The 23,519-nt window shown below is 69.6% G+C and carries 24 protein-coding genes; 18 read left to right on the top strand and 6 right to left on the bottom strand.

What is annotated here, in order from left to right; all coding sequences use genetic code 11:
- Positions 1-42 precede the first annotated feature (42 nt).
- Together dmeF and ruvB are read right to left on the bottom strand one after the other, a co-directional pair.
- On the bottom strand, positions 43-996 hold the full coding sequence (dmeF, locus tag VAPA_RS23550; protein ID WP_021012518.1) for a CDF family Co(II)/Ni(II) efflux transporter DmeF: 954 nt from the start codon (positions 994-996) through the stop codon (positions 43-45).
- Between the two features lie 6 nt (positions 997-1,002).
- Positions 1,003-2,067 carry a Holliday junction branch migration DNA helicase RuvB gene (gene ruvB, locus VAPA_RS23555; protein WP_021012519.1) on the bottom strand — a complete coding sequence of 355 codons (1,065 nt, stop codon included), beginning with the start codon at positions 2,065-2,067 and terminating at the stop codon, positions 1,003-1,005.
- An 85-nt stretch (positions 2,068-2,152) separates the two neighbouring features.
- Here ruvB and VAPA_RS23560 point away from each other — a divergent pair, with 85 nt between their 5' ends.
- From VAPA_RS23560 to VAPA_RS23590, 7 genes are read left to right on the top strand one after another with little or no spacing between them, the layout of a single operon-like run.
- Positions 2,153-2,755: a CDP-alcohol phosphatidyltransferase family protein gene (locus VAPA_RS23560; protein ID WP_021012520.1), complete on the top strand. Its 603-nt coding sequence runs from the start codon at positions 2,153-2,155 to the stop codon at positions 2,753-2,755.
- A 42-nt stretch (positions 2,756-2,797) separates the two neighbouring features.
- Complete coding sequence (locus VAPA_RS23565) at positions 2,798-4,567, top strand: bifunctional alpha/beta hydrolase/class I SAM-dependent methyltransferase (RefSeq protein ID WP_021012521.1); 1,770 nt, start codon at positions 2,798-2,800, stop codon at positions 4,565-4,567.
- 19 nt (positions 4,568-4,586) lie between these two features.
- Positions 4,587-5,936 (top strand): phosphatase PAP2/dual specificity phosphatase family protein, encoded by a 1,350-nt coding sequence (locus VAPA_RS23570; RefSeq protein WP_021012522.1) that lies wholly within the window; start codon positions 4,587-4,589, stop codon positions 5,934-5,936.
- On the top strand, positions 5,929-6,369 hold the full coding sequence (locus tag VAPA_RS23575) for a hypothetical protein (RefSeq protein ID WP_021012523.1): 441 nt from the start codon (positions 5,929-5,931) through the stop codon (positions 6,367-6,369). The genes VAPA_RS23570 and VAPA_RS23575 overlap by 8 nt, the downstream gene beginning before the upstream one ends.
- The gene (locus VAPA_RS23580; protein ID WP_230558924.1) at positions 6,366-7,079 is read left to right on the top strand and encodes a lysophospholipid acyltransferase family protein; all 714 of its coding nucleotides are present in this window, start codon (positions 6,366-6,368) and stop codon (positions 7,077-7,079) included. Before VAPA_RS23575 ends, VAPA_RS23580 begins: the two co-directional genes overlap by 4 nt.
- Entirely contained in the window at positions 7,076-8,029 is a 954-nt protein-coding gene (locus tag VAPA_RS23585; protein WP_021012525.1) for a phosphatidate cytidylyltransferase, read from the top strand. The genes VAPA_RS23580 and VAPA_RS23585 overlap by 4 nt, the downstream gene beginning before the upstream one ends.
- The gene (locus tag VAPA_RS23590) at positions 8,017-8,646 is read left to right on the top strand and encodes a YdeI/OmpD-associated family protein (protein ID WP_041946222.1); all 630 of its coding nucleotides are present in this window, start codon (positions 8,017-8,019) and stop codon (positions 8,644-8,646) included. The genes VAPA_RS23585 and VAPA_RS23590 overlap by 13 nt, the downstream gene beginning before the upstream one ends.
- Before the next feature lie 15 nt (positions 8,647-8,661).
- Here the strand turns inward: VAPA_RS23590 and VAPA_RS23595 are convergent, their stop codons facing one another.
- On the bottom strand, positions 8,662-9,285 hold the full coding sequence (locus VAPA_RS23595; protein WP_021012527.1) for a Crp/Fnr family transcriptional regulator: 624 nt from the start codon (positions 9,283-9,285) through the stop codon (positions 8,662-8,664).
- Between the two features lie 283 nt (positions 9,286-9,568).
- On the opposite strand from VAPA_RS23595, the gene VAPA_RS23600 reads away from it, so the two are divergent.
- The 7 genes from VAPA_RS23600 to VAPA_RS23630 all read left to right on the top strand — a co-directional run bounded on the left by VAPA_RS23600 (position 9,569) and on the right by VAPA_RS23630 (position 18,857).
- Entirely contained in the window at positions 9,569-10,630 is a 1,062-nt protein-coding gene (locus VAPA_RS23600; protein WP_021012528.1) for a porin, read from the top strand.
- 8 nt (positions 10,631-10,638) lie between these two features.
- Positions 10,639-12,756 carry an acetate--CoA ligase family protein gene (locus VAPA_RS23605; RefSeq protein ID WP_021012529.1) on the top strand — a complete coding sequence of 706 codons (2,118 nt, stop codon included), beginning with the start codon at positions 10,639-10,641 and terminating at the stop codon, positions 12,754-12,756.
- 71 nt (positions 12,757-12,827) lie between these two features.
- The gene (locus tag VAPA_RS23610) at positions 12,828-13,787 is read left to right on the top strand and encodes a Bug family tripartite tricarboxylate transporter substrate binding protein (protein ID WP_230559042.1); all 960 of its coding nucleotides are present in this window, start codon (positions 12,828-12,830) and stop codon (positions 13,785-13,787) included.
- 49 nt (positions 13,788-13,836) lie between these two features.
- Complete coding sequence (locus VAPA_RS23615) at positions 13,837-15,225, top strand: DUF1254 domain-containing protein (protein ID WP_021012531.1); 1,389 nt, start codon at positions 13,837-13,839, stop codon at positions 15,223-15,225.
- A gap of 5 nt (positions 15,226-15,230) precedes the next feature.
- Positions 15,231-16,571, top strand: coding sequence for a DUF1254 domain-containing protein (locus VAPA_RS23620; RefSeq protein ID WP_021012532.1), 1,341 nt, complete (start codon positions 15,231-15,233; stop codon positions 16,569-16,571).
- Positions 16,568-17,839, top strand: coding sequence for an alkyl sulfatase dimerization domain-containing protein (locus VAPA_RS23625; RefSeq protein WP_021012533.1), 1,272 nt, complete (start codon positions 16,568-16,570; stop codon positions 17,837-17,839). The genes VAPA_RS23620 and VAPA_RS23625 overlap by 4 nt, the downstream gene beginning before the upstream one ends.
- Positions 17,840-17,864: 25 nt before the next feature.
- The gene (locus VAPA_RS23630) at positions 17,865-18,857 is read left to right on the top strand and encodes a Bug family tripartite tricarboxylate transporter substrate binding protein (RefSeq protein ID WP_021012534.1); all 993 of its coding nucleotides are present in this window, start codon (positions 17,865-17,867) and stop codon (positions 18,855-18,857) included.
- Positions 18,858-18,879: 22 nt separating this feature from the next.
- Here the strand turns inward: VAPA_RS23630 and ruvA are convergent, their stop codons facing one another.
- On the bottom strand, positions 18,880-19,452 hold the full coding sequence (gene ruvA / locus VAPA_RS23635) for a Holliday junction branch migration protein RuvA (protein WP_018906193.1): 573 nt from the start codon (positions 19,450-19,452) through the stop codon (positions 18,880-18,882).
- Between the two features lie 20 nt (positions 19,453-19,472).
- On the opposite strand from ruvA, the gene VAPA_RS23640 reads away from it, so the two are divergent.
- Both VAPA_RS23640 and ybeY read left to right on the top strand, forming a co-directional pair.
- Entirely contained in the window at positions 19,473-20,423 is a 951-nt protein-coding gene (locus VAPA_RS23640) for a PhoH family protein (protein WP_196232525.1), read from the top strand.
- Position 20,424: 1 nt separating this feature from the next.
- The gene (gene ybeY / locus VAPA_RS23645; protein ID WP_021012536.1) at positions 20,425-20,883 is read left to right on the top strand and encodes an rRNA maturation RNase YbeY; all 459 of its coding nucleotides are present in this window, start codon (positions 20,425-20,427) and stop codon (positions 20,881-20,883) included.
- 30 nt (positions 20,884-20,913) lie between these two features.
- Here ybeY and dtd read toward each other — a convergent pair whose 3' ends face one another.
- Together dtd and VAPA_RS23655 are read right to left on the bottom strand one after the other, a co-directional pair.
- Positions 20,914-21,354, bottom strand: coding sequence for a D-aminoacyl-tRNA deacylase (dtd, locus tag VAPA_RS23650; RefSeq protein ID WP_021012537.1), 441 nt, complete (start codon positions 21,352-21,354; stop codon positions 20,914-20,916).
- A complete protein-coding gene (locus VAPA_RS23655; protein WP_021012538.1) occupies positions 21,351-22,265 on the bottom strand; it encodes a cation diffusion facilitator family transporter in 915 nt (304 codons plus the stop codon). The genes dtd and VAPA_RS23655 overlap by 4 nt, the downstream gene beginning before the upstream one ends.
- Positions 22,266-22,404: 139 nt before the next feature.
- Here VAPA_RS23655 and VAPA_RS23660 point away from each other — a divergent pair, with 139 nt between their 5' ends.
- Together VAPA_RS23660 and VAPA_RS23665 are read left to right on the top strand one after the other, a co-directional pair.
- Positions 22,405-22,899 (top strand): FecR family protein, encoded by a 495-nt coding sequence (locus VAPA_RS23660; protein WP_041946592.1) that lies wholly within the window; start codon positions 22,405-22,407, stop codon positions 22,897-22,899.
- Entirely contained in the window at positions 22,896-23,513 is a 618-nt protein-coding gene (locus tag VAPA_RS23665; protein ID WP_021012540.1) for an OmpA family protein, read from the top strand. The genes VAPA_RS23660 and VAPA_RS23665 overlap by 4 nt, the downstream gene beginning before the upstream one ends.
- Positions 23,514-23,519: the final 6 nt, after the last annotated feature.

Genomic DNA, 23,519 nt, shown 5'->3' on the forward strand with positions numbered 1-23,519 from the left:
GACATATCGGTGACGCCGAAGCCCGCGCTTCGGGGGGCGTCCCTAACAGCGCTGGATTTCCACGGTCGAGTGGCGGATTTCCTCGTGCATCGAGAAGCAGGCCCGCACCTCGTCGGCCGTGAGCACGGACGAATGCGTCACCACCGTGAGCGCGCAGGCATAGGCCTCGCGGCCCACGCGCCACACGTGCAGGTCGGCCACGCGGGTTTCCGAATCGGCCAGCATCGTTTCCACGCCTTCGCGGATCTCGGCCGTCACGGGATGGTCCATCTCGCGGTCGAGCAGCACCTTACTTGTTTCCTTGAGCAGGCCCCTGGCCCACACGGCCACCAGCACCGCGCCGACGATGCCCATCACCGGGTCGAGCCAGGACCAGCCGAAGAACCAGCCGCCGAGCAGCGCGGCAATGGCCAGCACCGAGGTCGCGGCATCGGCCACCACGTGCAGGTAGGCGGAGCGCAGGTTCAGGTCGTGACCATGCGCGTGGCCGTGGTCATGGTGAGAATGCGCATGGCCGTGGTCGTGCCCATGCCCGTGATGGTGCGCCGAGCCCAGCAGCCGCGCGCAGACGAGGTTGACCACCAGCCCGAGCACGGCCACCGCCACGGCTTCCCGGTAGTGGATGACCGAGGGCGAGAGAAGCCGCTCGATCGAGCCCACCACCATCAGCGCCGCAACGCCGAGCAGCATCAGCGCGCTCGCGAAGCCGCCCAGCACCTCGATCTTCCAGGTGCCGAAGGCAAAGCGCGGATCGCGCGCATAGCGCCGCGCCGCCGCATAGGCAAAGGCGCTCAGGCCGATGGCCAGCGCATGCGAACTCATGTGCCAGCCGTCGGCCAGCAGCGCCATGGAGTTGAACCACCAGCCGGCGCCGATCTCGACCACCATCATCGCGGCGGTGATCCACATCACGAGGCGGGTGCTGCGCTCGGCCGATTCGTTGCCTGCGCCGAAATGATGGTCGTGCTGCCAGGCACTCAGGTCATGGGTATGCATGGGTCGTCAGACTCCGAAAAGGTCTTGTCCGTCGGATCGACTCGAAGGCGGCGTCACGCCGAGGTGGCGGTACGCCGCCAGCGTGGCAATGCGCCCGCGCGGCGTGCGCTGCAGGTAGCCCTGCTGGATGAGGTAGGGCTCGATCACGTCCTCGATGGTGTCGCGCTCCTCGCCGATGCTCGCCGCCACGTTGTCCAGGCCCACCGGGCCGCCGTCGAAGCGATGGATGACCGCTTCGAGCAGCTTGCGGTCCATCAGGTCGAAGCCCTGCGGGTCGACGTCCAGCATGGCGAGCGCCTTGTGCGCGATGTCCTCGGTGATGCGGCCGTTGCCCTTCACCTCGGCATAGTCGCGCACGCGGCGCAGCAGGCGGTTGGCGATGCGGGGCGTGCCGCGCGAGCGGCGCGCGATCTCGAAGCCGCCGGCCGTGTCGGTTTCCACCTTGAGCAAGCCGGCGCTGCGCCGCACGATGAGCGCCAGCTCTTCCGGTGTGTAGAACTCCAGCCGCGCCACGATGCCGAAGCGGTCGCGCAGCGGATTGGTGAGCATGCCGGCGCGGGTGGTGGCGCCCACCAGCGTGAAGGGCTGCAGGTCGAGCTTGATGCTGCGCGCCGCGGGGCCCTCGCCGATCATGATGTCGATCTGGTAGTCCTCCAGCGCGGGGTAGAGGATTTCCTCGACCACCGGGCTCAGGCGATGGATCTCGTCGATGAAGAGCACATCGTTGGGCTCCAGGTTGGTCAACAGCGCTGCCAGGTCCTTGGGCTTCTCGAGCACCGGCCCGGAGGTCTGGCGCAGGTTCACGCCCAGCTCGGCCGCGATGATGTGCGACAGCGTGGTCTTGCCCAGGCCCGGCGGGCCGAACAGCAGCACGTGGTCGAGCGCTTCCTTTCGCTTGCGCGCCGCGCCGATGAAGATCTCGAGCTGCTCGCGCACCTTGACCTGGCCGACGTATTCGTCGAGCAGCTTCGGGCGCAACGCCCGCTCGATGGCCTCTTCCTGGGGCGAAGCGGGGGCGGCGGATACCACGCGGGGCGGGGCAGGGGCGAAATCGTCGGTCTGGATGGTCATGGAATGAGAGGCTGCAAGGGCAAGTTTAGTGCCTGCCACACTGGCAGAATGCTTCGGCCATATAACAAACGAGGGGAAGCCAAGGGTGTCGATCTACGAACTGAAACCCCGGTTCCAGGGACTGTTGCGGCCGCTCGTCGGCCGCCTGCATGCCTTGGGCGTCACCGCGAACCAGGTCACGCTGGCCGCGTGCGCGGTTTCGGTCGCGATCGGGCTCTGGCTTTTCTTTGCGGCGCCGTCGCTGGCCGCCTTCGGGCTCATTCCGGCTTGGATGTTCGTGCGCATGGCGTTCAACGCCATCGACGGCATGCTCGCGCGCGAGCACGGCCAGCAAAGCAAGCTCGGCGCCTTCCTCAACGAACTGACCGACGTGGTGTCCGACGCCGCGCTGTACCTGCCGTTTGCGCTGGTGCAGCCGTTCAGCCCGTTCTGGGTCGGCACGGTGATCGTGCTGGCGGGGCTGAGCGAATTCGCGGGTGCGCTGGGCCCCACGGTGGGTGCCTCGCGCCGCTACGACGGGCCGCTCGGCAAGAGCGACCGCGCCTTCGTGTTCGGCGCGCTCGGCCTCTATGTGGCGCTGGGCTGGCCGCTGCCGGGCTGGACGGCATGGCTGATGCCCCTTGCCGCGGTGCTCGTGACCTGGACGGTGGTCAACCGCGTCCGCCGCGCGCTGGCCGAAGCGGCGTAAACCCGCACACGACGAACAAAGAGAAATAGCTACAGGGATCCGATGACCGACAACAACACCCAGCAACGCACGCCGCAAGAGCGCCAGTTCCGCACGCACGACGGCGAATCGCTCTTCTACCGGCACTGGCCGGCCACCGGCGCCACGCGCCGCGGCGCGATCGTGCTGTTTCACCGCGGCCACGAGCACGGCGCGCGCATGGCGCACCTGGTCGACGAGCTCGACCTGCCCGACTTCGACTTCTTCGCATGGGACGCGCGCGGCCACGGCCGCTCGCCGGGCCAGCGCGGCTACAGCCCGAGCTTTGCCACGTCGGTGCGCGACGTGCAGACCTTCGTCCAGCACATCGGCAGCGCGCACGGCGTGGCGGAGCACGACATCCACGTGATTGCGCAGAGCGTGGGGGCCGTGCTGGTCTCCACCTGGGCGCACGACTACGCGCCCAAGGTGCGCGGGCTCACGCTGGCCTCGCCGGCCTTCAAGGTGAAGCTCTACGTGCCCTTTGCGCGCGCCGGGCTCGCGCTGATGCACAAGCTGCGCGGCCTGTTCTTCGTCAACAGCTATGTGAAGGCGAAGTTCCTCACGCACGACCCCGAGCGCATCGCGAGCTACGAAAGCGATCCGCTGATCTCGCGGCCCATCGCGGTGAACATCCTGCTCGGCCTCTACGAAGCGGCCGACCGCGTGGTGGCCGATGCCAATGCCATCACGCTGCCGGTGCAGCTGCTGATCTCGGGCGCGGACTGGGTGGTGCACCACAAGCCCCAGCACCAGTTCTTCGAGCGGCTGGGCAGCGCGGTGAAAACCAAGCTGGAGCTGCCGGGCTTCTTCCACGACACGCTGGGCGAGAAGGACCGCGCGCCGGCGGTGCAGGCCATCCGCGAGTTCATCCTGCAGCTGTTCGACCAGCCGCCGGTGCCGGTCGACCTGCGCGCCGCGCACCTGAGCGGCAACACCGCCGACGAATCGCGTGCGCTGGCCGAGCCGCTGGCACCGCTCTCGCTGCGCGGCGCCTACTGGGGGCTGACGCGGGCCAGCCTGCGCCTGGGCGGCATGCTCTCGCGCGGCGTGAAGCTCGGGCATGACACCGGCTTCGATTCGGGCAGCACGCTCGACTACGTCTACCGCAACGAGCCGCAGGGCAAGGGCGCGCTGGGCCGCTCCATCGACCGGACCTACCTGGACTCGATCGGCTGGCGCGGCATCCGGCAGCGCAAGATCCACGTCGAGGAGCTGATCCGCATCGCGATGGAGCGCCTGGCCGAGATGCACCGCGACGTGCGCGTGATGGACATCGCGGCCGGCCATGGCCGCTACGTGCTCGACGCGGTGCTTGCGAGCCCGGTCAAGGCCAGCTCGATCCTGCTGCGCGACTACAGCGACATCAACGTGCGCGACGGCCGCGCGCTCATTGCCGAGAAGGGCCTGGAAGACGTGGCGCAGTTCGTGCAGGCCGACGCCTTCGACCGCATCAGCCTGGCCACCGTGACGCCGCGCCCCACGCTCGCGGTGGTGTCGGGCCTCTACGAGCTGTTCCCCGACAACGAGATGGTGCGGCGTTCGCTGGCGGGCGTGGGCGATGCGGTGGAAGACCGCGGCTATCTGGTCTACACCGGCCAGCCCTGGCATCCACAGCTCGAAATGATCGCGCGCGCGCTCACCAGCCATCGCCAGGGCGAAGCCTGGGTGATGCGCCGCCGCACGCAGGCCGAGATGGACCAGCTGGTGGAGGAAGCGGGCTTCCGCAAGATCGACCAGCGCATCGACGAGTGGGGCATCTTCACCGTCTCGCTCGCGGTGAGGGTCGGGTGAACTCCGGGCTTCGCGCCAGATGAAACACCGGCTGGCACAACGGCCATGGAAGCGCGCAGCCGCCTGGCTCGTGTTCCTGGGGCCGCTGTTCTATGCGACCTACGGCCTTGCCAACTGGTGGGCCACCACGCGCGCGCAGGTGCCCTCGATGGCCTTCGAGTGGGAGCGGCAGCTGCCCTTCTGGGCCTGGACGATCTTTCCGTACTGGACGATCAACGTCTTCTACGCGCTCTCGCTCTTCCTCGCGCGCAGCAGGCACACGCTCGACCGACACGCCCTGCGGCTCGTGAGCGCGACGCTCATCGCCTGCACCTGCTTCGTCATCTGGCCGCTGCATTTCAGCTTCGGGCAGCCGGCGGTCGAGGGCGCGCCGGCCTTCTTGTTCAACGCGCTGCGCGGCTTCGACCAGCCCTACAACCAGGCGCCTTCGCTGCACATCGCGCTGGCGGTGATCCTGTGGGACTGGTACCGGCAGTTCCTGCGCGCCCCGTGGGCAAGGCTGGTGCTGCATGTGTGGGCGTTCGCGATCTGCGCCTCGGTGCTCACGACCTGGCAGCACCATTTCATCGACATTCCGACCGGCGCGCTGCTCGGGCTCTTCTGCGTCTGGCTGTGGCCGCTGGAGCGCACGGTTTCGATGCCGCGCGCCTGGCAATGCACGCACGACGCACAGCGCTGGAAGCTCGCAGGCTTCTACGCCATGGGCGCGGTGCTGTTCCTCGCGGCGGCCATGCAGCTGGGCGGTATGGCGCTGTGGCTCGCGTGGCCTTCGGCCTCGCTGGCGCTGGTGGCGCTCAACTACGTCGGCTTCGGCGCCCGCGGCTTCCAGATGAACGGCCGGGGCCGCATGGGCTGGGCAGCGCGCTGGCTGCTTGCGCCCTATCGCCTCGGCGCGGCCGTCAACGCATGGCTCTGGACGCGCAGGCTGCCGGCTTTCGTCGAGGTGGTGCCGGGCCTGCTGCTCGGGCGGCGGCCCACGCGCGCCGAATGGATCGCCGCCGGCCGGCCCCGGCTCGTGAGCCTGTGCGCCGAACTGCAGGCACCGGCGGGCGTGCCGCATGCGCGCTGCGTGCCGATCCTCGACCTGACCGTGCCGCCGACCGTGCGGCTGCAACGCGCGGCCGCGGTCATCGAAGGGCAGCGCCGCAATGCAGAAGGCGCGCCCGTGTGGGTCTGCTGCGCGCTGGGCTTTTCGCGCAGCGCCGCCGCCGTGATCGCCTGGCTGGGCCGCTACGGTGCGGTGGGCGGACTGGCGCAGGCCGAGGACGCCGTGCGCCTTGCGCGTCCGCAGATCGTGCTGCGGCATGCGTGGCGGATGTCGCTCGAGCCATTGGGCACCGCCGCTTCGGGAGCACCACCTCATGACTGACAGCGAACGCGCCACCTGCGCATCACTGGCCGCACTGCTGCGCGCCGCAGCGGTGCTGGCGGTGTGGGGCTTCGCGCTCACATGCATTGCGGCGCTGGTGCTCGCGCTCACGCTGCGCTCGCTGTCGAGCACGGCCGCCATGGGGTTCGGCGCGGTGCTGGTGCTGGGCGCGCTCGAGCGCTATTTCGCGTTCAGGTTGCGCTTCGACCAGGCGCTGTTCGCCGATCTGGCGCGCGGCGCCATCGCATCGCTGGACGCGCTCGACACCGCGCTCGACCGGCTCGGCCTGCGCAGTGCAGAGGCGCCGAAGGCCGTTCGCCCGCTCGACGACCGCGTGCAGGGCACCCGCCAGCTCATGCAGCGGCATGCGATCGTGGTCGCCTGCCAGAGCGCGATGTTTCTCCTTGCCTTGATGACACAGGACCTCTCTTGACCGAAGAAGACGACAACAAAGACCACAGCCCCGAGAGCACGGTGCTGCGCCGCGCGCTGGCCGTGGTCGCGGGCAAGCTGATCATCGGCGCAGCCGGCCTCCTGACCGGTGTGCGCGCCATCTGGAGCGGCACCACGCCCAAGGCCGAGCAGACGCTCTACTTCGCCAACCACACGAGCCACGGCGACTTCGTGCTGCTGTGGGCCACGCTGCCGCCCGACCTGCGCGCGCTCACGCGGCCCGTGGCCGGGCAGGACTACTGGAATGCCTCGAAGCTGCGCCACTTCATCGGCGCCGACGTGTTCAACGCGCTGATGATCCGGCGCGACGGCTCGGGCCAGGGCGAGAACCCGGTCGAGCAGATGAAGGAGGCGCTGGACGGCGGCGACTCGCTCATCATGTTCCCCGAGGGCACGCGCAACACCGGCGACGAGATCCTGCTGCCGCTCAAGAGCGGCCTCTTCCACCTGGCGCGCGCCTGTCCCACCGTGCGGCTGGTGCCGGTGTGGATCGAGAACCTGAAACGCGTGCTTCCCAAGGGCACGCTGGTGCCGATTCCGCTGGCGTGCACGGTGCGGTTCGGCGCGCCGATCCAGCTGGCCGAGGGCGAAGAGAAAGCGGTGTTCCTTGCCCGCGCACGCGCCGCCATGCTCGACCTGCGGCCCGAATATGACCGCCTGCCGGAACAAGAAAAAACAACGACGCCATGAACATCTCCCCTTCCACCCAGACCACGCTGCAGTTGTTCGGCGGCGTGGCCGGCGTGCTGATCCTTGCCTCGGCCATCGGCGCGTTGCTCAAGTGGCGCGTGGCGCAAGGGCAGCCGAACTCGGTGATCGACAACCTGAACGCGCGCGTCAATGCATGGTGGGTGATGGTTGCGGTGATCGGCCTGGCCTTCGCGTTCGGCAAGGGCGGCGTGATCGTGCTGTTCTACCTGATCTCGTTCTACGCGCTGCGCGAGTTCATCAGCCTGGCCTACACCCGGCGCGGCGACCACGCGGCGATTGCGCTGGCCTTCTTCATCGCGCTGCCCGGGCAGTACTTCCTGATCTGGATCGATTGGTACGGGCTCTATTCGATCTTCATTCCTGTCTACGCCTTTCTCGTGCTGCCGATTCTCGCGGCCGTGGGCGGCGACACGCAGCGCTTCCTGGAGCGCACCTCGAAGATCCAGTGGGGGCTGATGGTGTGCGTGTTCTGCATCAGCCACGTGCCCGCGCTGCTCACGCTGCAGATCCCCGGCTTCGAAGGCCGCAACCTGCTGCTGATCGCCTTCCTCGTGATCGTGGTGCAGGGCAGCGACGTGCTGCAGTACGTGTGGGGCAAGCTCTTCGGCAAGCGCAAGGTCGCGCCCGAACTCTCGCCCTCGAAAACCTGGGAGGGCCTGATCGGCGGCGTGGCCAGTGCCACGGCGCTGGGCGCGGCACTCTACTGGGCGACGCCATTCAACCCCTGGCAGGCCGCGCTGATGGCGCTCACCATCTGCCTCATGGGCTTCTTCGGCGGGCTGGTGATGTCCGCCATCAAGCGCGACCGCGGTGTGAAGGACTGGGGCTCGATGATCGAGGGCCACGGCGGCATGCTCGACCGGCTCGACTCGGTGATCTTCGCGGCGCCGATCTTCTTCCACGCGTTGCGTTACTGGTGGGTGCCGTGAGCACGGCCCGCTCAAGCGCGAAGAAACCCGCGGCCGCCGGGCGTGTCGCGCACGACACGCCGGTCGACTGCCCCACCGTCGCCGGCTGGGCGCGCTGGCTCAAGCGCCATCACCCCACCGCGTCGGGCGTGTGGCTGCGGATGGCGAAGAAGGACAGCGGCTTTCCCACCGTGAGTTACGCCGAGGTGCTCGAAGTCGCCCTGTGCTACGGCTGGATCGACGGCCAGCGCAAGAGCGAGGACGCGCAGTATTTCCTGCAGCGCTTCACGCCGCGCACGGCGCGCAGCATCTGGTCGAGGATCAACCGCGACAAGGCCCTGAAGCTGATCGACGAGGGCCGCATGCAGCCCGCCGGCCTGGCCGAAGTGGCACGCGCCCGCGCCGACGGCCGCTGGGACGCGGCCTACGATGCCCAGAGCATCGCCACCGTGCCGCCCGACCTGCAGGCCGCGCTCGATGCGAACCGCGAGGCCGCGGCCTTCTTCGCCAAGCTCGATTCGCGCAACCGCTATTCGGTGCTGTTCCGCACGCAGGGGGCGAAGAGGCCCGAGACACGGGCGAAGCGCATTGCGCAGTTCGTGGAAATGCTCGCGAAGAGCGAGAAGATCCATCCCTGAGCGGGTCGGCGCAGTTCATTGCGGCCCGGTGCCGGCCGCGACGTGCGCGAGCCTGTCCGGATCCACGATGCGGATGCACTTGTAGCTCATGTCGATCACCCCTTCTGCGACCAACCGCCCCAGCTCCTTGTTGATCGTCTGGCGCGACAGCCCGAGCATTGCCGCAAGGTCGTTCTGCGACAGGCGCACGGGCAGGCTCGCGGCGGCCTCCACCTGCTTGCCATAGAAGTGGATCACGCTCATCAGCGTGGCGGCCACGCGCCCGCGCACCGAGTTCAGCATCTGGTTCTGCAGCAGCACGACGCTCAGCCGCTGGCGCTGCAGTGCCAGCTTTGCTACGTCGCGCCACAGCACGGGCTCGGTGTCGAGCACCGCGATCACGGCATCGCAGGGCAGGTGGACGATCACCGAGTCTTCGTGCGCGTGGTAGTCGTAGGGCAGAGGCACGTCCGCGAGCAGGCGCACCAGCGGCGCCACCTGCCCGGGACCCAGCAGCGCGTTGACGTACTTGCGCCCTTGCGAACTCATGCTGCTGATTTCCAGGCAGCCTGACACCACCGCCAGCAGCTCGCGCTTGTGGCGGTCGCGCGCCAGCACCTGCGTGCGGCGGCGGTAGCGCACCAGCCTCGCCGACTTCATGAGCTCGGCGCGGCGCGCGTCGGGCCAGCGCGAGAACAGCTCGTTCCAGCGCAGCGCGCGATCGAGCAGCTCGGCGCTCTGTTCGGCGTCTAGGGCGTCTTTGGCGATGGAAACGGACGATCGGGCCAGCGGGTTCTCCCTGCCTTGATGTTCACGAATCTGTCAAAGCGTTGACAGATTCAGGGGGCCTTCATTTCTATCGTAAGCCCCGGACATCGACAAGCACACATGCGGCACCGCCCTGCATCCGCAGGCGGCACGCCACACCCGGAGACAACACCACATGAAGAAGACAACCACCGCCGGCCTCGCGCTGACGGCCTGCGCCCTTGCGCTCGCGCAAAGCACCGTGACCGTCTACGGCACGGTCGACCTGTACGTGGCGCACGCCAAGTCGGGCGCCGCGTCTTCGACGCGGCTAGAGGACGGCGGCCAGACGGCCTCGCGCATCGGCTTTCGCGGCACCGAAGACCTGGGCGGCGGCCTGGGCGCGCACTTCACGCTCGAGAGCGGCTTCGCGCCCGACACCGGCAACGGCACGCTGCCCGGCCCCGCGATGTCGTTCAGCCGGCAGTCGTTCGTCGGGTTCTCGGCGCCGTGGGGGCAGATCGACGCGGGCCGCATGTACACACCGATGTTCTACGCGCTGTTCAAGGCCGACCCCTACGGCCTGAACTCGGTGTTCTCGCCCATCAACCTGGTGGCCGCGACCGACGCGCAGCCCGGCCTCACGCCCTTCGCGGCGCGCGCCAGCAACATGGTGCGCTACCGCACGCCGGCCAGCATGGAATTCTTCGCCGACATCGCCTATGCGCCGGGCGAATCGAGCGCGCCGAGCCACCAGAGCGGCAACGTCTATGGCGGCAACTTCGGCTGGTCGCGCAAGCCCTACTACATCGCCTATGCCTTCCAGCGCGCACGCTCGGGCTCGGCCGCGGCGCCCGTGGCCTCGCCGGCCACCACGACCCACCAGGCCCTGACCGGCGCCTACGAGCTGCCGTCGATCGGCCTGCAGCTGTACGCCAGCCACGTGCGCAACGCATCGAGCCTGCCGGGCGTGCCGACCGCGAAGCTCACCAACCTGGGCCTCACCTACAACGTGACGCCAGCCTCGAACCTGATCTTCGGCGCCACGCAGCGCAAGGTGGCCGAGAGCGACCGTTCGCAGCTGGCCTGGACGCTGGGCTACGACTACTACCTGAGCAAGCGCACCGTGGTCTACGCGCGCTGGCTGCGCCTGCTGAACCGGCACGGCGCCTCGGCCTCGCTCGCGACCATCGCCGTCACACCCAACAGCGGCAAGGACGTGCGCGTGCTCGCCACCGGCATCCGCCACAACTTCTGACACCTGCCATGCCCACGGACTTCTTCTCCTCGCAAGCCGAATCCCTGTCGGCCCTGTTCGCGCCGCGCGCCATCGCGGTGGTCGGCGCCTCGTCCAACGCGCAGAAGATCGGCGGCATCCCGGTCGACTACCAGCGCCGCTTCGGCTTCGAAGGAGCGCTCTACCCCGTCAACCCGAACGCCGAGCGCATCCAGGAGCTGCCGGCTTTTCCCAGCCTGCGCGCCATCGGCCAGCCGGTGGACCTGGCCATCCTCGCGGTGCCGTCGGCGCTGGTCGACGGCGCGCTCGACGATGCCATCGCGGCGGGCGTGAAGGGCGTGGTGCTGTTTTCCTCGGGCTTCGCGGAAGTGGACGCAGAAGGCGCCGCAGCGCAGGTGCGGCTCGGCGACAAGGCGCGTGCCGCGGGCGTGCGGCTGGTCGGCCCCAACTGCCTGGGCTTCATGAACGTCGCACGCCATGTGTATGCGACCTTCTCCCCGGCGCCCGGCGTGGGCCGCGTGATGCCGGGGCACATCGGGCTGGTGAGCCAGTCGGGCGCGTTCGGCGCCTATGCGTACGCGATGGCGCGGGCGCGCGGCGTCGGCCTGTCGCTGTGGGCCACCACCGGCAACGAGGCCGACGTGCAGGTCGCCGACTGCCTGGCCTGGCTCGCGCAGGACCCTGGCACCGACGTGATCATGGCCTACATGGAGGGCTGCCGCGACGGCCCCCGGCTGCGCGCGGCGCTGGCCCTCGCGCAGGCCAACGGCAAGCCGGTGGTGATGGTCAAGGTCGGGCGCACCGCGCTCGGCGCCGAGGCCGCCGCCTCGCACACCGCCGCGCTGGCAGGCGACGACGCGGTGTACGACGCGGTGTTCCGCCAGTACGGCGTGCTGCGCGCGCGCAACCTCACGGAGTTCTTCGACCTGGCCCACAGCGCGGCCGTGGCGGGCCGCCCGCGCGACCGCTCGATCGGCCTGTTCACGCTCTCGGGCGGCGTCGGCGCGCTGATGGCCGACGAGGCTTCGGCGCAGGGCCTGGACGTGCGGCCGTTGGGCGAGGCCGCGCAGGACACGCTGCGCAGTTGGGTGCCCTTCGCAGCGCCGCGCAACCCGGTCGACATCACCGGGCAGGTCACCAACGACATGACGCTGATCGAGCGCACGGCGCGCGTGATGCTGGACGACCGCGGCTTCGCATCGTGGATGGGCTTCCTCGCGGCAGCGGGCGCGTCGGACGCGTTCTGGCCCGTGCTGCGCTCGCTCGTGACTTCGCTGCGCGAGGCCTACCCCGACACGCTGCTGGCGGTGAGCACGCTGCTGTCGCCGGAGCACCGTGCCGAGCTCGAGGCGATGCGCTGCCTGGTGTTCGCCGATCCGTCGGACGGCATCCGCACGATCGCCGCGCTGGCGGGGCTGAAGCCTGCAGCGGCGGTGGCTGCGGCCCCCGCATCGATGGCCCCGTCGTTGACGCTCGCGCCCGGCACGATGTCCGAGCCCGACGCGCTCGTACTGCTCGCCGACGCCGGCGTGCCCGTGGTCGCGCACCGCGTGGTGCGCAGCGCCGACGAGGCCGCAGCCGCAGCCGAGGCGCTCGGCGATGCGGTGGTGGTGAAGATCGTCAGCGCCGACATTCCGCACAAGTCGGACGTCGGCGGCGTGGCGCTCGGGCTGCGCGGTGCGGCGCAGGCGCGCGCGGCCTTCGAACGCACACGCGACCACGCACTCACGGCCCGGCCCGACGCGCGGCTCGACGGCGCGCTGGTGGCGCGCATGCTGACAGGCGGCGTCGAGTGCATCGCGGGCGTGCACCGCGACCCGGTGTTCGGACCGGTGCTGATGTTCGGCCTGGGCGGCATCCACGTCGAGACGCTGCGCGACGTGTCGCTGCGCGCATTGCCGATCACGCGCGACGACGCGCTGGCGATGGTGCGCGAACTGCGCGCCTTCGCGATCCTGAACGGCGCACGCGGCAGGCCGCCGGTCGACCTCGATTCGATCGCCGATGCGCTGTGCGCGCTCGCCGACCTTGCGCAGCGCGCGGGCGACTCGCTCGACAGCGCCGAGATCAACCCGCTGATCGCACGCCCGCAGGCCGAGGGCGGCTGCGTGGCGGTCGACGCGCTCGTCGTCGGCCGCGCGCCCTGACGAACCACAACAACCACCGGAGACATCGCATGACGACGACATCGAAGAACGACCTTTCGCGCGCACTCGGCATGGGCGCGGCGCTGGCCCTCGCGGCAGGCGCGGCAGCGGCAGCCACGGAGGCGCCCTTCCCCTCCAAGCCCGTGCGCATCATCGTGCAGTACCAAGCGGGCGGCTCGACCGACATCCTCGCGCGGCTCCTGGCGGAAGGACTGTCGAAGCGGCTGGGCCAGCCGGTGGTGGTCGAGAACCGCAGCGGCGCGGGCGGGATCATCGGCACCGACTACGTCGCCAAGAGCCCGCCCGACGGCTACACGCTGCTGCTCACGGTGCCGGGGCCCGTCACCGCGAACCTGGTGCTCTACAGCAAGCTGCCCTACGACCCGCGCACCGACCTGCGCATGGTGTCGGACATCGCCACCACGCGCACCGTGCTGGCGGTGCACCCTTCGGTTCAGGCCACCGACTTCAAGAGCCTGATCGCCACCGTGAAGGCCACGCCCGGCAAGTATTCGATGGGCTCGTGGGGCCCCGGCACGCAGCCGCAACAGGTGCAGGTCTACATGGACAAGGCCTACGGCCTGCAGACGATGCACGTGCCCTACAAGGGCGAGAGCCCGATGGCGATCGACCTGATCGGCGGCGTGATCCAGATGACCGTGGGCTCCATCACCACGCTGCAGCCGTACATCAAGGCCGGCAAGCTGCGCCCGCTGGCCGTGGCCGGCACCCGGCGCGCCCGTGCGCTGCCCGACGTGCCGACCTTCGCCGAGCAGGGCTACCCCGACGAGGTCTACGCCATGACCGGCCCGACCTCCCTGATGGCGCCGGCCAAGACGCCCGACGCCGTCATCGAGCGCCTGGGCCGCGAGGTCAGCGCGGTGGTGCGCCAGCCCGAGGTGAGCCGGCGCATCGAGGAACTCGGCGCCGAGCCCGTGGGCAACCTGCCGCCCGAAGCCACCGCGGCCTACAAGGCCTTCCTGCCCGTGACGCTGAAGCTCACGCAGGCCACGGGCGTGAAGCTCGATTGAACCGTCTCCCCACATCTCCCTTTCGAACCCCAGCTCCGAGGTCTTTCCCATGAACGCTCCCGTCTCCGTTCCCGACATCGCCGTCGCCCGCAAGGCGCTCGCCCGCTCCATCGGCCTGGCCGCCTTCGTCTACGGCTATCCGCTCACCGAGACCTACCGCACCTGCGCCATGCAGACCGCGCCTCGCGCCGAACGCCGCAGCGGCGCCTCGGCCGGCTCGGACGTGCGTGCGCCGATGAACACGCTGCACCACGCGCCGCGCCCCTCCACCGACCAGGACCGCGACGTGGTCACGCCCGCCAACGACCTGCTCTACACCATGGCCTGGCTGCACCTGGCCGACGGGCCGATGCTGCTCACGGTGCCCGCGTCATCGCGCCACCCGGGGCGCTACTTCGTGCTGCCGCTGTACGACGCCTACACCGAGAACTTCGAGAACCTGGGCCCGCGCAACTGCAACCCCGACGGCGAGACGGTGGTGCTCGCGGGCCCCGGCGGCACCGTGCCGGAATCACTCGCCGCCCACCGCGTGGTGCGCTGCCCGACCCATCTGGTCTGGCTCATCGGTCGCATCCTGGTGGGTGATGAAAGCGACTGGCCGGCCGCGCGCGCCCTGCAGTCGGAGATCCAGCTTTCGCCCGCCCCCGGCACCGTGCTGCAGGGCCGCCCGGCCGCCATCGAGCAGTGGGCCGGTCCGCACGAAGACGCCATGGCCGCCTCCTTCGAGCACGGCGAGCCCGCCGCAGAAGTGGCGCCGCGCTTCTTCACCAACGTGTGCCACGCGCTGGCCGAAGCGCCGGGCCGCATGGAAGACCGCGGCCTCGTGGCGTGGTTCGGCCAGGGCGGGCTGCTGGCGAACGCCGCGTTCTCGTGGGACGCACTCGAAGAACCGCTGCGCGAAGGCCTCATCGAAGGCTTCGCCGAGGGCGTGCAGCTGGTCGGCGCGGCGGGCCGCAACCGCCGGCCCAAGCCCTGGTCGATGACGCCGGCCACCGGCCGCTACGGCAACGAGTTCCTCGGCCGCGCGCGCACCGCCTACCTGGGCCTGGGCGCGCTGGCCACCAGCGAGGCTGTGTACGCCGCCGCGCACCACGACGCGAACCAGGAGCCGCTGGACGGCCAGCACCGCTATGCGATGCGTTTCGAAGCCGGCGACCTGCCGCCCGCGGACGCCTTCTGGTCGGTCACGCTGTACGACACCGACCGGTTCCTCTACCCCAACGAGATCCGCCGCCACGCGATCGGCGACCGCACGCCCGGCCTGAAGCGCGGCGCCGACGGCAGCCTCGAACTCGTGGTGAGCCACGCGCGCCCCGCCGACGCCGCCAACTGGCTGCCGGCACCGGCCGGACGCTTCTACCTGATCCTGCGCATGTACTGCCCGCGCGAGGGCGTGCAGAGCTGGCGCATCCCGGCGCTGCAGGCCCAAGAGAACTGAGCCCCATGCCATCGCGCACCGACACCCTTCAAGCCCTGGCCGAAGAGGCCGTGGTCTACACCTACCCGCTCTACGAGATGTGCCGCATGCGCGCGGCCACGTCGCCGCAGCGCACCGACGCCGCCGGCGAGGCGCCGCGGCCGCAGCGCTGGTGCAACGTGTTCACGCACGCGCGCCAGCTGCTGCGCGCGGGCAAGAGCCGCGTCGTCACCCCGAACAACGACACGCTCTACACCAACGCCTGGCTCGACCTGGGCGAGGGCCCGCTCGTGATCGACGTGCCCGACACGGCCGGGCGCTACTACGTGCTGGGCCTGCTCGACTTCTTCACCAACCCCTTTGCCCACCTCGGGCAGCGCCTCACGGGCACGGCGGCACGCTCCTTCGTGGTCACGCCGCCGAGATGGCGCGGCACGCTGCCCGCGGCCTTCGACGCGCCAGGCGCGCGCATCGAGGCGCCCACGCGCTGGCTGTGGATCATCGGGCGCCTGCTGGTCGACGGCCCGCAGGACGTGCCCGCCGTCAACGCGCTGCAAGACGGCTTTCTCGTGCGCACGCTGGCCGACTGGCAGGCCGGCCGCGCCTCGGCGCCGCGCGCCTTCGACCCGGCCTGCGACCCGAAGGCACCGCTCACGGCCGAGCACTTTGCCGCGCAGGTGAACGCGGCGCTGCGCGACAACGCCCCGCCCGCCGTTGATGCGGCGCGGCTCGCACGCTACGCGGCGCTCGGAGTCGGGCCCGGCGCGGCCGCGCTCGACGACGGCCAGCGCGCCGCACTGCAGGCCGCGCTCGACACCGTGCTGCCGCGGCTGCGCGAGGCGCAGTCGGGCCGCACCACGGCCACGGGCTGGGTGCAGATGCCGCTGGTGGAAGGTTCCTTCGGCGACGACCACCTGGCGCGCGCGCTGGTCGCGCTCAAGTACATCGGCATGCTCGAAAGCCGCGAGGCCACCTACCCGATGGCCTGGCATGACGCCGCAGGCGAAGCGCTCACCGGCCAGCGCCGCTACACGCTGCGCTTCGCGCCCGGCGCGCCGCCGCCGGTCGAGGCCTTCTGGTCGCTCACGATGTACGACACGCGCGACTACATGCTGGTGGACAACCCGATCGACCGCTACGCCATCGGCGACCGCACGCCGGGGCTGCAGCGCGATGCGGACGGCGGGCTCACGCTGCACATCCAGCACGCCCGGCCGGAGCGCGAGGCTGCGCAGGCCAACTGGCTGCCGGCGCCCGAAGGCCCTTTCTACCTCTGTCTGCGCGCCTATGTGCCGCGCGCCGAACTGCTCGACGGCCGCTACCTGCTGCCGCCCCTGACGCCCCTCACCTCCAAGGAAACCGCATGACCTCCACCGTTGAAAAACCGCAAGCAGGAGAAGAAAGGCCGTTCCTCATCGTCGGCACCGGCGCCGAGACCGTGGCGCCGGGCCTGCACATCCTGCGCGGGCAGGGGCAGTCCTTCGTGGCCGAGACCGACGTGGGCCTGGTCGTGGTCGACGCCGGCCCGGGCAGCTCGGTGACCGAGGGCATGATCGATTCGCTGCGCCAACTCAGCGACGCGCCGGTGCATGCGCTGTGCTTCAGCCACGGCCACATCGGCTACAACGCCGGCGTGCCAATGTGGCTGGCCCATGCCGCCGCGCGCGGCGACGCGCCGCCGCGGATCATTGCGCACCGCAACCTGCCGCGCCGCCTCGCGCGCTACCGCGAGACGCTGGCCCTGCAGCACCGCATGGCCGAGATCCAGTTCAACCGCCCCGCAGGCTTCTTCGACCATCGGCTCGTGATGCACGCGCCCACCGAGACCTTCGACGACCTGCTGCAGATCGGCCAAGGGGAGCGCCGCATCGTGCTGCGCTGGGCGCCTTCGGAAACCGACGACGCGATCGCGCTGTGGAGCCCGGCGCAGCACGTGCTGTACGGCGGCGCGGCGCTGATCGATTCGATTCCCAACATCGGCACGCCCTTTCGCACGATGCGCGACACGGTGCGGTGGGCCGACACGCTGGAGGCGCTGGCGGCGCTCAACGCACGCAAGGCCGTGCGCGAATTCGGCGCCACGCTCGAGGGCGAGGAGCAGGTGCGGCACGTGCTCACGCACACGGCCCGCGCGCTGCGCTGGCTGCGCGCCGAGGTGGTGCGGCTCATGAACGAAGGGCTCTACGAGCGCGACATCCTGGCGCGCATCCGCTTTCCCGACGAACTGTTCGCAGTCGACTGGATGAAGCCCACCTACGGCGACCCCGGCTACATCGTGCGCGACATCTACCGCTCGGAGAACGGCTGGTGGGACCGCAACCCGACCTCGCTGCACCCGGCCGCGCCCGAGGCCATCGGCCGCGCGGTGGCCGACGCCATCACCGACAAGCGCGGCGTGGTCGACCAGGCGCGCCATCTGGCCGCGAGCAAGCAGTGGCAGCTCGCGCTGCACGTGATCGACCTGCTCGCCACTGCCGAGGGCGATGCCCCCGAGATCGCCGAGGCGCGCTCGCTCAAGGCCGAATGGCTGCGCGAGCGTGCGCGCGAAGTGCCCAGTTACGTCTCGCGCAACCTGTACCGGGTCGGCGCGGACATGATCGAACAAGGCACGCAGACGCGCTTCGGCATCCGCTGAAGCCTTTCCATCGGAGACACGGACCATGACAACCACGACATCCTTGCGCCTCGGCCTGCGCACGCTCGCCGCCTGCTGCCTGGCCGCACTGGCCGCCGCCAGCCATGCGCAGGCCGACAGCTACCCCGACAAGCCCGTGACGCTGGTGGTGCCTACCGCGCCGGCCGGCGGCACCGACACCATCGCGCGCCTGATCGCCGACGCGCTCGGCAAGACACTGAAGCAGCCCTTCATCGTCGACAACCGCCCCGGCGCCAACGGCATCCTCGGCACCGACCTCGCAGCGCGGGCAACGCCCGACGGCTACCGGCTGCTGTTCACCTATGCCGCGGCCATGGTGGTGAACCCCAGCCTGTACAGGAAGCTGCCCTACGACCCGGTGAGGGACTTTGCGCCGGTGGCGCAGATCGGGCGCGGCGGCAACCTGCTGCTGGTGCGCAAGGACCTGCCGGTCGGCACGCTCAAGGAGTTCGTCGCCTATGCCAAGGCGCGGCCCGACAAGCTGAGCTACTGCTCCTGGGGCAACGGCTCCGGCGGTCACCTGGCCATGGAAAGCCTGAAGAAGCAGGCCGGTCTGGTGATGACGCATGTGCCCTACAAGGGCAGCGGGCCGTGCGTGCAGGACCTGCTCGGCGGCCAGGTCGACGCCGCCTTTGCCGACATGTCGTCCACGGTCGAGATCGTGCGCGCCGGCCGCCTCAAGGCGCTGGCCAACAGCGGCCCCTCGCGCATCCCGATGCTGCCCGACGTGCCCACGATGACCGAGGTCGGCTACCCCTTCACGACCTATGCGTGGTATGGATTGCTCGCTCCCGCGAAAACGCCGCCGGCCGTCGTGAGAAGGCTCAACGAGGCAGTGAACCAGGCGCTGAAGGATCCCGTCGTGGTGCAGCGCCTGCGCGAACTCAACTTCACCGACCTGCCGCAGAACACGCCCGAGCAGTTCGCGGCGACGATCCAGAAGGACATGCGCGACTGGGGCGCGCTGGTGAAGGACATCGGGCTGACGCCCGAGTGACCGGCGCCGCGCACGCGCCCGGTTATTTCGCCAATGCCTTCAGCGCCAGCTTGATCCCCTCGCTCACCGTCGCGTCCTTGGGCAGCGCCTTGAGCGCCAGCGCAGCTTCCTTGTCGCTGTAGCCCAGCGCGACCAGCGCCTGCAGGATGTCGGCCTGCGCGTCGGTGGCCGCATGGGCGGGCAGGCCGATGTCGGCGCCCAGCTTGCCCTTGAGTTCGAGCAGCAGCCGCTCGGCGGTCTTCTTGCCGATGCCCGGGATCTTCACGAGCCGGCCCAGTTCCTGCGTCGTGATCGCCTGCGCCAGCTCGCCCACGCTCATGCCCGACAGCAGGCCGAGCGCGGTGCGCGGGCCCACGCCGCTGATCTTGATGAGTTGCCGAAAGGCCGCACGCTCCTCGGCAGTGCCGAAACCGTAGAGAATCTGCGCGTCCTCGCGCACCACGAAGTGCGTGAGCAGCGAAACGCGCTCTCCGGTGCCGGGCAGGTTGTAGAACGTGCTCATCGGCACATCGACCTCGTAGCCGACGCCGTTGCAGTCCACCACCACCTGCGGTGGGTTGCGCTCGGCCAGGATGCCGGTGAGTTTGCCTATCATGGGTGCCCTTTTTCCTTGAAATGTCCGGCGTGATTCTGCGACACACCTTTGCTCCTCCCAACAACTCGCGCCTCGGCCACCTGTGCGGCCCGCTGGACGCGCACCTGCGCCGCATCGAGGAGGCCCTGGGCGTGAAGATCGCGCACCGCCACGAGCAGTTCAAGGTCGACGGCCCCAAGGCCTCCGCACAGCGAGCGATGGACGTGCTGCAGGCGCTGTACGAGATCGCGCAGCGCCCGATCGATGCGGCGGTGGTGCAGCTCACGCTCGCGGGCGACGGCTCGATGAGCGACGAGGACTCGGCCATGCTCGTCACCCGCCGCGCCGACCTGCGCGCGCGCACGCCCACGCAGGCGCTGTACCTCGACAACATCGCCAGGCACGACATCACCTTCGGCATCGGCCCGGCCGGCACCGGCAAGACGTACCTCGCGGTGGCCTGCGCGGTCGACGCGCTGGAGCGCGCCGCGGTGCAGCGCATCGTGCTCACGCGCCCGGCGGTGGAGGCCGGCGAGCGCCTCGGCTTTCTCCCGGGCGACCTGACGCAGAAGGTCGACCCGTACCTGCGTCCGCTGTACGACGCGCTCTACGACCTGATGGGCTACGAGAAGGTGCAGAAGGCCTTCGAGCGCAACGCGCTCGAAATTGCGCCGCTGGCCTTCATGCGCGGGCGCACGCTGAACAATGCGTTCGTCATCCTGGACGAGGCGCAGAACACCACGGTCGAGCAGATGAAGATGTTCCTCACGCGCATCGGCTTCGGTGCCAAGGCGGTGGTGACGGGCGATGTGAGCCAGATCGACCTGCCCAAGCAGCAGCTGAGCGGGCTGATCGATGCCGAGCGCGTGCTCAGGCGCGTGAACGGCATTTCGATCACGCACTTCACCAGCGCCGACGTGGTGCGGCATCCGCTGGTGGCCAAGATCGTCGATGCCTACGACGGGCAACGCAAACGCAGCGGCGCGCATTGAGATGGCGCTGCCCGCACTTTCCCTTTCGCTGCAGTTCGCGCGCTTCAAGGGCGTCGAACGGCACCGCGCCGCGCTGCCGCGCCACAGCGTCACGCGCTGGATCCGCCATGCGCTCGAGATCGACGCGGAGATCACGGTGCGCATCGTCGATGCCGAAGAAGGCCTGCGCCTGAACCGCGAGTTCCGCGGCAAGGACTACGCGACCAACGTGCTGACCTTCGACTATGCCCAGAGCCCGATGGTGATGGCCGACCTGGTGCTGTGCGCGCCGGTGGTCGCCAGCGAGGCGAAGGAGCACCGCAAGACTCTGGCCGCCCACTACGCGCACCTGCTCGTTCACGGCACGCTGCACGCGCAGGGCTGGGATCACGAGACCGGCGAAGCCGACGCCGAGGCCATGGAGGCGCGCGAAATCGAGATCCTGGCGGGCCTCGGCATCCGCAATCCGTACGGGCGGTGAGGCTGCCCGAACGCCGCGCCGACAGCGGCGCTACGCCATCTGCAGCGGAATGGTGACCGGCCCGTCGTTGACCAGGTGCACCTGCATGTCGGCGCCGAACTCGCCCGTTGCCACCACCGGATGCGCGGCGCGGGCCTGGTCCACGAAATAGTCGTAGAGCCGCCGCCCCTCGTCGGGCGCCGCCGCCTGCGTGAAGCTGGGCCGGTTGCCGCCGCTCACGTCGGCGGCCAGCGTGAACTGGCTCACCACGAGCAGGCCGCCGCCGATGTCCTGCACGCTGCGGTTCATCTTGCCCGCCTCGTCGGAAAAGATGCGCAGCTTCAACAGCTTGGCAAGCATGCGGTCGGCCATCGCGTCCGCATCGCCGCGCTCGGCGCACAGCAGGACGAGCAGGCCGGCGTCGATCGCTCCGACGGTCTGCCCGGCGATGTCGACACGCGCGCTGGCCACGCGCTGGACGATGGCCTTCATGCTGTTTCTTCCTCGATCCGCGGGCCGCGGGCTTCCATGCCCAGGGGCAGCAGCTGTATGGTCACGCGCAGGCCCGGCACGGCATCCATCAGCGCCTGTTCCAGCTCGTCGCGCATCGCGGCGGCATGCTGCAGCGTCCATTCGCCGGGCACATGCATGTGCAGGTCGGCGAAGCGGCGCTGGCCCGCGCGCCGCGTCACCATGTCGTCGAAGCGCATGCGCGTGCCTTCCGGCATGCGTGCGGCAAACTGGTCCAGCGTGGTGCGCAGCGTGGCAATGGTTTCGGGGTCGAGGGCCTCGTCCATCAGCCCCTGCGACGAGCGCCACACCAGCCTGACGCCTTCGCGCACGATGTTGAGCGCAACGCCAATGGCCAGCACGGGATCGAGCCAGAGCCAACCGCTGAAGTGCACCGCCACGATGCCGACCACCACCCCGGCCGAGGTCCACACGTCGGTCATCAGGTGCCGCGCATCGGCTTCCAGCGCAATCGAGCGGTGCGTTCGCGCGGCGCGGAACAGCGCAAGGGCCAGGGCCGCGTTCAAGCCCGAGCTGACCACCGAGAGCCCGAGCCCCCAGCCCAGCTGCTCCAGCGGCTGCGGCGCAAGCAGCCGCTGCACCGACACCCAGAGAATGGCGGCTGCAGCACCGACGATCAGGATGCCCTCGAAGCCCGACGAGAAGTATTCGGCCTTGTGGTGGCCGTAGGGATGGTCCTCGTCGGCCGGCCGTGCGGCGATGGTCACCATTCCCAGTGCGAACATTGCGCTGGCAAGGTTGACGAACGACTCCATCGCATCGGAGATCAACCCCATCGAGTTCGTCACGTAGCCCGCCAATCCCTTGAGCAGGATCGTGACGAGCGCAACCGCAACGGAAACACGAAGCAGCGTCTTGGGCGTGAAAGTCATGCGGGGAAGCGTAGGCGATAAAAGTCGGCAAGAATGCGGCAAAGGTCCGCATCCGCGATCGAATTATCGAGCGCGGCCTCCATCCGCCGACTCGATGTATTTAATATTTGTGGCACCGCGAGACATTCGCAGAAGAATGATGATGAAAAAATTCCTGATCGCCGTGGGAGGCTTCGCCTTCTGGGGCGCAGCGGCGTTGGCTCAAGTGCAGGCGCCTCCGCGTCCTGCAGGCGCCATCCCCACCGCAGAACCCCAGGCGGGGTTCGTGAAATCGGTGCGGGGCAACGTACAGCTGCTCAGCACCGCCGGCGCGCCCCGCGCGGCCAACGCCGGCGACGCGTTGGCTGCCGTGGACCGCATCGTGACCGGTCCCGACTCTTCCGCTTCCGTGGTCTTGCGCGACGACACGACGCTGGTGGTCGGGCCTTCGTCGCGGCTGGACCTGAAGGAATTCCATTTCAACGCCACCACGCACGAGGGCGGCGTGCTCGTTTCGCTGCTGCGCGGCTCCATGCGCATGATCACCGGCCTGATCGGCAAGACCAATCCCGACGCGATACGGGTGGAGACGCAAACCGCCACCATCGGCATTCGCGGAACCGACTTCATCGTGCAGACCGACGGCCAGCCATGAGGAAGATGACGACGGACCGGGCCTCCCTTTTCGTTGCCGTGCTGGTCACTGCGCTGCTTGCCGCATGTTCGACGCCGGGCACCCGCGTGGTGCTGCTGCCCCAGGCGGACGACAAGCCCTCTGCCGTGATCGTGCGCGCGAAGGACGGCGAAGAAGTTCTTTCCCGGCCCTACCAGCGTGCAACGGCCGCGGTCGGCGCTTCCGGCGCGCCGGTGGTCGACCAGGCCGACCCCGCCAAGGTGCAGGCGGACCACAAGATCCTGTTCGACATGCGGCCGCCTGCGCCGCAGCGCTACACGGTGTATTTCGAGGTTGGCGGCACCACGCTCACGCCTGCGTCGCAACAGGTCATGAACGAAGCGCTGATTGCCGCGCAAACGCGCAGCGGCAGCGACATCGTGGTGACCGGGCACACCGACACCAAGGGCGCCCTCGAGCAGAACGACACGCTCTCGCAGCGGCGGGCGCAGGAAGTGATGCAGCTCTTCGTGGAACGGCAGTTTCCTTCCGCGCGGATCGAGGCTGTGGGCCGCGGCGAGCGCGAACTCGCCGTTCCCACGGCCGACGAGGTGGACGAACCGCGCAACCGGCGCGTCACCATCGAAGTCCGGTGAAAGGGC

Origin of the sequence: Variovorax paradoxus B4 (assembly GCF_000463015.1) — a bacterium.
GTDB lineage: Bacteria > Pseudomonadota > Gammaproteobacteria > Burkholderiales > Burkholderiaceae_C > Variovorax > Variovorax paradoxus_E.

Bases quoted from the DNA above. Each gene is read 5' to 3' on its own strand.
- dmeF (WP_021012518.1), bottom strand. From the start codon at position 996: ATGCATACCCATGACCTGAGTGCCTGGCAGCACGACCATCATTTCGGC.
- ruvB (WP_021012519.1), bottom strand. From the start codon at position 2,067: ATGACCATCCAGACCGACGATTTCGCCCCTGCCCCGCCCCGCGTGGTA.
- VAPA_RS23565 (WP_021012521.1), top strand. From the start codon at position 2,798: ATGACCGACAACAACACCCAGCAACGCACGCCGCAAGAGCGCCAGTTC.
- VAPA_RS23570 (WP_021012522.1), top strand. From the start codon at position 4,587: ATGAAACACCGGCTGGCACAACGGCCATGGAAGCGCGCAGCCGCCTGG.
- VAPA_RS23575 (WP_021012523.1), top strand. From the start codon at position 5,929: ATGACTGACAGCGAACGCGCCACCTGCGCATCACTGGCCGCACTGCTG.
- VAPA_RS23585 (WP_021012525.1), top strand. From the start codon at position 7,076: ATGAACATCTCCCCTTCCACCCAGACCACGCTGCAGTTGTTCGGCGGC.
- VAPA_RS23595 (WP_021012527.1), bottom strand. From the start codon at position 9,285: ATGAAGTCGGCGAGGCTGGTGCGCTACCGCCGCCGCACGCAGGTGCTG.
- VAPA_RS23600 (WP_021012528.1), top strand. From the start codon at position 9,569: ATGAAGAAGACAACCACCGCCGGCCTCGCGCTGACGGCCTGCGCCCTT.
- VAPA_RS23605 (WP_021012529.1), top strand. From the start codon at position 10,639: ATGCCCACGGACTTCTTCTCCTCGCAAGCCGAATCCCTGTCGGCCCTG.
- VAPA_RS23610 (WP_230559042.1), top strand. From the start codon at position 12,828: ATGGGCGCGGCGCTGGCCCTCGCGGCAGGCGCGGCAGCGGCAGCCACG.
- VAPA_RS23615 (WP_021012531.1), top strand. From the start codon at position 13,837: ATGAACGCTCCCGTCTCCGTTCCCGACATCGCCGTCGCCCGCAAGGCG.
- VAPA_RS23620 (WP_021012532.1), top strand. From the start codon at position 15,231: ATGCCATCGCGCACCGACACCCTTCAAGCCCTGGCCGAAGAGGCCGTG.
- VAPA_RS23625 (WP_021012533.1), top strand. From the start codon at position 16,568: ATGACCTCCACCGTTGAAAAACCGCAAGCAGGAGAAGAAAGGCCGTTC.
- VAPA_RS23630 (WP_021012534.1), top strand. From the start codon at position 17,865: ATGACAACCACGACATCCTTGCGCCTCGGCCTGCGCACGCTCGCCGCC.
- ruvA (WP_018906193.1), bottom strand. From the start codon at position 19,452: ATGATAGGCAAACTCACCGGCATCCTGGCCGAGCGCAACCCACCGCAG.
- VAPA_RS23640 (WP_196232525.1), top strand. From the start codon at position 19,473: ATGTCCGGCGTGATTCTGCGACACACCTTTGCTCCTCCCAACAACTCG.
- ybeY (WP_021012536.1), top strand. From the start codon at position 20,425: ATGGCGCTGCCCGCACTTTCCCTTTCGCTGCAGTTCGCGCGCTTCAAG.
- dtd (WP_021012537.1), bottom strand. From the start codon at position 21,354: ATGAAGGCCATCGTCCAGCGCGTGGCCAGCGCGCGTGTCGACATCGCC.
- VAPA_RS23655 (WP_021012538.1), bottom strand. From the start codon at position 22,265: ATGACTTTCACGCCCAAGACGCTGCTTCGTGTTTCCGTTGCGGTTGCG.
- VAPA_RS23660 (WP_041946592.1), top strand. From the start codon at position 22,405: ATGATGAAAAAATTCCTGATCGCCGTGGGAGGCTTCGCCTTCTGGGGC.
- VAPA_RS23665 (WP_021012540.1), top strand. From the start codon at position 22,896: ATGAGGAAGATGACGACGGACCGGGCCTCCCTTTTCGTTGCCGTGCTG.